Source organism: uncultured Frigoribacterium sp. (assembly GCF_963515265.1).
Classification (GTDB): domain Bacteria; phylum Actinomycetota; class Actinomycetes; order Actinomycetales; family Microbacteriaceae; genus Frigoribacterium.
In genome coordinates this window covers 26060-32929 of sequence record NZ_CAUPYL010000011.1, presented here as the reverse complement: position 1 = coordinate 32929, position 6870 = coordinate 26060, and the positions used below count along the sequence as shown (strand labels likewise).

Annotated in this window: 8 protein-coding genes; 3 read left to right on the top strand and 5 right to left on the bottom strand. The window is 73.5% G+C overall.

Features of this window, described 5'->3' with window-relative positions; all coding sequences use genetic code 11:
• Positions 1–228: 228 nt before the first annotated feature.
• On the top strand, positions 229–453 hold the full coding sequence (locus tag RWM17_RS02690) for a hypothetical protein (protein ID WP_314101107.1): 225 nt from the start codon (positions 229–231) through the stop codon (positions 451–453).
• A gap of 49 nt (positions 454–502) precedes the next feature.
• Here RWM17_RS02690 and RWM17_RS02685 read toward each other — a convergent pair whose 3' ends face one another.
• Together RWM17_RS02685 and RWM17_RS02680 are read right to left on the bottom strand one after the other, a co-directional pair.
• Positions 503–1720 carry an FAD-dependent oxidoreductase gene (locus tag RWM17_RS02685; protein WP_314101106.1) on the bottom strand — a complete coding sequence of 406 codons (1218 nt, stop codon included), beginning with the start codon at positions 1718–1720 and terminating at the stop codon, positions 503–505.
• A 196-nt stretch (positions 1721–1916) separates the two neighbouring features.
• Positions 1917–2894, bottom strand: coding sequence for an alpha-L-glutamate ligase (locus RWM17_RS02680; RefSeq protein ID WP_314101104.1), 978 nt, complete (start codon positions 2892–2894; stop codon positions 1917–1919).
• 205 nt (positions 2895–3099) lie between these two features.
• On the opposite strand from RWM17_RS02680, the gene RWM17_RS02675 reads away from it, so the two are divergent.
• Positions 3100–3441, top strand: a complete 342-nt coding sequence (locus tag RWM17_RS02675; RefSeq protein WP_314101102.1) for a hypothetical protein — start codon at positions 3100–3102, stop codon at positions 3439–3441.
• A 51-nt stretch (positions 3442–3492) separates the two neighbouring features.
• Here RWM17_RS02675 and RWM17_RS02670 read toward each other — a convergent pair whose 3' ends face one another.
• Complete coding sequence (locus RWM17_RS02670; protein WP_314101100.1) at positions 3493–4116, bottom strand: DUF6518 family protein; 624 nt, start codon at positions 4114–4116, stop codon at positions 3493–3495.
• 154 nt (positions 4117–4270) lie between these two features.
• Between RWM17_RS02670 and RWM17_RS02665 the strand changes: the two genes are divergently transcribed.
• Positions 4271–4540, top strand: coding sequence for a hypothetical protein (locus RWM17_RS02665; RefSeq protein WP_314101098.1), 270 nt, complete (start codon positions 4271–4273; stop codon positions 4538–4540).
• 116 nt (positions 4541–4656) lie between these two features.
• Here the strand turns inward: RWM17_RS02665 and RWM17_RS02660 are convergent, their stop codons facing one another.
• Positions 4657–6171, bottom strand: a complete 1515-nt coding sequence (locus tag RWM17_RS02660; protein WP_314101097.1) for an aldehyde dehydrogenase family protein — start codon at positions 6169–6171, stop codon at positions 4657–4659.
• Positions 6172–6193: 22 nt separating this feature from the next.
• The gene (locus RWM17_RS02655; protein WP_314101095.1) at positions 6194–6838 is read right to left on the bottom strand and encodes a class II aldolase/adducin family protein; all 645 of its coding nucleotides are present in this window, start codon (positions 6836–6838) and stop codon (positions 6194–6196) included.
• Positions 6839–6870: the final 32 nt, after the last annotated feature.

The following is a 6870-nucleotide window of genomic DNA, read 5'->3' as shown; positions in this document are numbered from 1 at the left end:
GCGCCGCGGTCCGCGAGCTCGCGCGCGAGCTGCTCGGCCCCGCCGGCTGACGCCGGCCGCGGCAGGCGCGAACCCTCGCGAGAGCGACGAACCTCCTCGGAACATCGCGTCGCTTCGTCGCTATCGCGGAGGGACGCCGCGCGACCACCGCGGCGGTCGGGACGACCTCCTCCTCGGGTCCGTCGGGAGGGGGAGGAACCGACGCGAGCACCTGCCTAGCCTGGAGCGATGGACGAGGAGCGACCCGGACAGCAGACTGAGGCGAGCGCGAAGGCCGCCGCAGAGAAGAGGCGGAACGACGACGTCGGGGTCGGGGTGGTGTTCAGCCTGCTCGGCGTGACCCTCTTCCTTACGCTGGACTCACCGTGGGCGGGCCTGCCGATGGTCGTCATCGGGATCGTCTGCGTGCATCTCGGGATGAGGGGCCGTCCGCGGCGTCGTACCGACGACTGATCAGGCTCGGTGCCGGGCTCAGCCGCGACGGCGTCCAGCTGCTCGGGGCTCAGCGGCGGCGCAGCCGGAACCGCTCCGGCGCGGGGGTCCCCGTCGCGACCCCGGCCAGCAGCTCGCCGAAGACGGCGCCGAACTTGAAGCCGTGCCCCGAGAACCCCGTCGCGACCGTGACGGAGCCGACCCTGTCGAGCACCGGGTCCTCGGTCGGCGTCGTGTCGTAGAGGCAGCTGATCGGCGCGAGCGTGTCGACGTCGACGCCGGGCACCCACTCCGCGACGTACGCGCGCAGCACGGCCTGTCCCTCGGCGCCGGGCGACGCGAGCCGGGCGTCGGGATGCACCTCACGCCCGGTGCCGTGGGTGCCGACCTTGACGCCCTGGCCGGGGGTGAGCAGCCCGTAGATGGTGCTGACCCGGGCCCGGAGCGCCGGGTCGGTGGGGTGGTGGACGAAGCTCGGCCAGGCGTCGTCGGGCAGCTCCGTCGCGAAGTGGGCGGGCTCCTCCTGCGTGACCCTGACCTCGGGCAGGGCCGCTCCCCCACGCTCGACCAGGTCGCCGGCGACGTGGTGCGCCCAGGAGCCGACCGCGAGCACGACGCTGGCCGACACGACCGTCGAGGAGGCGCCTCCTGCGCCCTCGAGACGGAGCACGACGTCGTCGCCCAGGGTGTCGATGGCGGCCACTGCGGTGTCGAAGCGCAGCTCGGCGCCCGCGGCCGCGGCGCTGTCGAGCAGCGCCTCGACGGCGTCGGCCGAGCGGACCCGCCCGGCCTGCGCGTGGACGAGGACGCTCGTGTCGAAGCGGAGCCCCGGCCAGCGCGTCGCGGCCTCGTCGGGGGTGAGCCGCTCGTGGGCGACGCCGCCGCGCTCGAGCGCCGCCTGGATCTCGTCGAGCACGTCCGGGTCGCCGTGGTCGAGCGCGCCCGTGAAGTCGAGCAGGGTGCGGCCCGTCTCGGCCTCGAGCTCCTGCCACGCCGTGATCGCGTCGCCCGTCAGCGCGACCCAGTCGTCGGCGGTGTACCCGCGACGGAAGATCCGGCTCGCCCCGTGCGACGAGCCCTTGTCGTGGCCACGGCCGAACTGCTCGACGAGCAGGACGCTCGCGCCGCTGCCGCCGTCTCCGCTGCCGCCGTCTCCGCCGCGTCGCGCGAGTGCCCGCGCGGTCGCCGCACCGATCACTCCGGCGCCGACGACGACGTGGTCCCAGCGCTCCGGTGTGCTCGCGGTCGCGGGTGGGGGTGCGGCGGCGGCGGGCTCGGACGTGCTCATGGGTCTCCTCGGGTCTGCGTCGACACTAACGGCGGGTGCCGGCGCCCCGGCTCCGGTGGCGCCGGGCTCGGCCCTTCGTTCAGCGGTACACCCCCGAACCAGCACGACACCCTCGACGTGCGGGGTGTGGTGCTGGTTCGGGGGTGTGGCTCGCATCGCAACAGCCGCATCGGGCAGCAGGACCCCGCAGGCGCGCCTACGCGGCGTCCGACAGCGCGCCCCCGAGGAACGCGGCGAGCGCCGCGGTCGCCGACACCGACGACTCCCGCTCGACGTCGGGGTTGTAGTTCGTGTTCGTGTTGACGTCGTAGGGCACGACCCGGCCGTCGACCGTCTCGATGAACTCGACGCCGGCCACCTCGATGCCCTGCGCGGCGAGGAACTCCTCGAGCCGGACCACGAGCGGGTGCTCGGCGGTCACCGACGGACGCACCGCGAACGGCGCCCAGGTCGCCGGGTCGGCACCCGCCGGGACGACGCACGCGTCCGCAGGGCACAGCTCGAAGCTGCCGGCCGACGTGTCGACCCGGACCGCGTAGACGAAGCGGCCGCCCACGAACTCGGCGCGGGTGACGAACGGCTCCTCGGCCTGCAGGTACTCCTGCAACAGCGTGACGCCGTCGACGGGCTGCTCGAAGTCAGGGCCGCCGACGTACGCGTCGAACGACTCGTGGTCGTCGAACCGGCGGACCCCGATGCCCTTGCCGCCCTGGTTGTGCTTCGTGATGAACGGCGTCGGCAGCTCGCGCGCCCGCGCCTCCAGGTCGGCGGTGCCGAACACCGCGACCGTCCGCGGCACGTCGAAGCCGTGCGCCGACAGCGCCAGGTACTGCGCGACCTTGCTCACCTCGAGCTCGACCACGCCGCTGCCGTTGACGACCCGGCGACCGTGCCGCTCGGCCCAGCGCAGGGTGGCGCGCGCCACCTCCTTCGCCGTCGCCCTGCCGCGGGTCGCGGCCGACGCGCTCAGGCGCGACCAGAACACCCCCGCAGGAGGCGCGGCCGACAGGTCGAAGGAGCTCCCGTCGAGCAGGTGCTCGGCGTGCGGCACCCCCGCGGCGTCGAGCGCGGCGAGCAGCGGCGGCAGCCACTCCTCGTTGTCGTGCAGCACGTGGACGACGGGTGTCGGGTCGAGGGGCTGCGGGGTGACGACGTTCGGTGCGGCGGAGCTCATCCCCCCACCCTGCCCGTCGCCGCCGACACCCGCACGACGGTGACGGCGCGTGACGCCGGGCCGAGGGCACCCAGTCCGCAGTCGAGAACGACGAATAGCCTGGCGTCGACCCTCGTCCGGGAAGGAGGCACGATGACCACGGCGTCCGTCGCCTCCTGTGCACGCTGGTCGTCCTCCTCGCTATGCAACTCGGACACGCTCGCCCGTGGCTAGGAACCGGGGCCGTGCCCGCGAGGCCAGGGTCGTCGCCGCGCCGTCGCCGCCGAACCCCCGCAGCCTGGCCGTGCTCGGGCTGATCCTCGCCTGCGTCGCCGGACCCGTCGGCGCCGTCGTCAGCGTCGTCGCGCTCCACCGGGCACGTCGAGCAGGTGAGAAGGACGCCGTCGCCCTCGTCGGGATCATCGTCGGCCTCGCGACGACCGCGGCGTTCATCGCCGGGGTCGTCTACTTCCAGGCCGTGTTCGCCGGCCAGGCTGGCGTCTGCGCCGACCTCGGCCCGGGCGTCCACGAGGGCGCCTTCGGCACCTTCACCTGCCCCGCCGACTAGCTCGAGCCAGGCACGGCTGCCCGGAGGATGGCCGCTTCGACGCGGACGCCCTCAGAGCACGCTGAACACGGCGACGAAGGCCGCGGCTCCGACGGCCGTGAGCCCGACGGCGAGCGCGCGCTCCGGCCACCCGTCGAGGCGACGGACCACGACCCAGCCGAGCGCCGCGACGCCCAGCGCGATGCTGATCAGCCACCAGGTCGTCCCCGTCGTCTCCGCGACGCGGACGAGGCCGGAGACGCCGTCGCCGATCATCACCGCGGCGAGGACCGCGATGCTCGCCGCACGGAGCACGGGGCGCGGTGACCACCACCACAGCCCGGCGAGCCCGATGACGGGCCCGGCCAGGGTCGCCGCCGTGAACCAGAAGTCGCCCGGACCGTACGAGTCGGGGAAGCCCCGCAGGGTGGACACGACCACGTACCCCTGGACCGCGGCGTGGAACACGACGAGGCCGAGCCCGGCCGCCCTCCACCACCGGCGGGCGCTCGGCCTCCGCGTGACCACGACGACGCTCGCGAAGGTGAGGACCGTCCAGCCGCCGCTCGAGTTCGCGAACGAGCTCAGCCCGCCGGGCAGGTGCTGCTGGCCATAGGAGGTGGCACCGCCGAGCACGAGACCGACGGCCGCGCCGAGCAGCCACCAGCCGAGAGTCGTCACGAGTGAACGCGTCATCCCGCGAGCATCACAGGCCGGCGGCCCCGTGCCGACCGCCTTCAGGACGATGCGCCCCCTCCTCGAGGACGACCCCTCGCGCACGGCCCCCTTGAGCCGTCGAGGGGGCCCGACGTACGGTGGGGAGGTCGACGACGATGAGGGGACCACGACGATGGACGACGAGACGGACCGCGATCGGGGCCGGCTCCGGCTGCGGAGGCCGACGTTCCGCGGCTCCTCCGTGGGCTGGGGCATCGCGGCCGTCGTGTGGCTGTCCTGCGTGGTGAGCGTCGTCGTCAGGATGGCGACCGGAGAAGGAGGCGCGGCCCTCGTGGACGTGCTGGTCCTCGTCGCGCTCGTCGTCGCCACCGCCGTCTGCGTGACGGGCACCGTCGCGACGATCCGGCACCCTCGCCCCGCACCTCCGGCCGTCGACGACTAGCTCGGGCGGAGCGCCGCGGCCAGGCTCGCGTCCGGAGGACGCCGCCCGGATTCAGCGCCCGGCCTCAGGGCCGCACGAGAAGCGCCTCGAGTCCCCGCACGGACGCGGGCGGCGGCTCAGACGAGGCTCGTCCAGACGGTCTTCGTCTCGAGGTAGCTCTCGAGGTTGGCGTGCCCCATGTCGCGGCCGTAGCCCGACTGCTTGTAGCCGCCGAACGGTGCAGCGGCGTCGGTCTGGCCGTACATGTTGATGTAGACGGTCCCGGCCTGGAGCAGCCGCGCCAGGCGGTTCGCCCGGGCGATGTCGCGGGTCCAGATGCCTGCAGCCAGGCCGTAGGGCGAGTCGTTCGCGCGTCGAGCGATGTCCTCGAGGTCGTCGAACGGCTGGGCGACGACGACGGGGCCGAAGATCTCCTCACGCACGGCGGTGAAGGTGTCGTCGACGTCGGTGAGGACGGTCGGCTGCACGTAGTAGCCGCGGTCGTCGACCCCGCGGGGCATGCTCGACCCGCCGGCGGCGAGGGTCGCACCCTGCTCGAGCGCGCCGTCGATGTACCCGCGGACGCGCTCGTGCTGGCGATCGCTGATGACGGGCCCGAGGTCACTGCCCTCGGCGAGGCCGTGTCCGATCCGCATGCCCGAGGCGATCTCGCTCAGTCGGCCGACCACGTCGTCGAACGACTTCCGCTCGACGTAGAGCCGGGTACCGGCGGAGCAGGCCTGACCCGCGTTGCCGAAGATGGACGCGGCGCCGAGAGCGGCCTCCTCGACGGGGCTGTCGGCGAAGACGATGTTCGGGCTCTTGCCTCCGAGCTCGAGGGTGACGCGCTTGACCTGCGACGCAGCCCTCTGTGCGATGCGGATGCCGACCGCGGTCGAGCCGGTGAAGGCGACCTTGTCCACGCCCGGGTGGTCGACGAGCGCCTCCCCCGCCTCGGCGCCGAAGCCGGTGAGGATGTTCAGCACCCCGGGCGGGATGCCGGCCTCGAGAGCCAGCTCGCCGAACCGCATCGCGGTGAGCGGAGTGTTCTCGGCCGGCTTCAGCACGATCGTGCAGCCCGCGGCGAGCGCCGGGGCGATCTTCCACATGGCCATCAGCAGCGGGAAGTTCCACGGCACGATCTGCGCCACGACGCCGACGGGCTCGCGCTCGGTACGGACCATCGTGTCGGGCACCGACACGGGGATCGTGTTCCCTTCTATCTTCGAGGCCCAGCCGGCGAAGTAGTCGAGGTGCTTCACCGCCAGCGGAAGGTCTCCCGCGACGACCGCCCCGCGCAGCTTGCCGCCGTCGAGCACCTCCAGGGCGACGATCTCGTCGGCATGCTCCTCGAGCAGGCGGGCGAAGCGCTCGATGCGGCGCCCGCGGTCGAGGGCGGACATGGTCCGCCACGGCGCGCCCGGCTCGAACGCACGACGCGCCGCGTCGACGGCCCGGTCGGCGTCGAGCGCGTCGGCGGCGGCAGCTACGGCGATCTTCTGCCCGGTGCCCGGGTCGACGACGTCGAGGGTCCGGCCGGACCGGGCCTCCACCAGCTCGCCGTCGATGAGGAGGCGCGGGGGGCGCTCGAGGAACGCGCGGGTGGTGGCGTCGATCTGGTCGTCGACGGTGTGGGGCGCGGCGGTGGTCACGATGTGGGTGCTCCTCGGCGGCTCAGGCGTGGTGCAGCGCATCGAAGGCCGCTGCGGGGAAGGTGGTCGTGGTGTCCCCGAGCTGGAGCGCGCGGAACGTCGCGGTCGCCGCCTCCTCGAGGTTCAGGGCCCGACGGAACGCCATCTCGATGCTCTCGCCGAGGGCGGAGCAGCCGTGGTGGCCCATGATGATGCAGTCGTGCTCCTTCGCCTGCTCGGCGGCGGAGTCGGCGAGGGCGTCCGAGCCGTTGGGGTGGAAGTCCGTCCTGCCGACGCTCTTGACGTAGTAAGCGTGGTCGAGGGTGAAGAGCCGGACCTGGTGCCCCAGCGCGTCGAGCAGCACGGCGGCCTGCGGGTGCACGTGGACGACGGCGTTCACGTCGCTGCGCACCTGGTAGCTGCGCTGGTGCAGCTTCCACTCGCTCGACGGCTTCTCGGCGCCGCCAAGGTGCTCGCCGTCGAGGCCCATGAGGGCGAAGTGCTCCGGCGTCAGCCGGTCGAGCCAGGTGCCGGCGCCGGTCACGACGAACCGGTCCGCGCCCACCCGGGCGGAGAGGTTGCCGCCTGAGGCGAGGACGAGGCCTCGGTCGACGGCGGTGCGGCCCACGTCGATGAGCTCGGCGATCGTCGCGTCGAGATCGACATCGGTGGTGGTGGTGGTGGTCACGGTGGTTCCTTCCGAGGATGCGATGGCCGGGT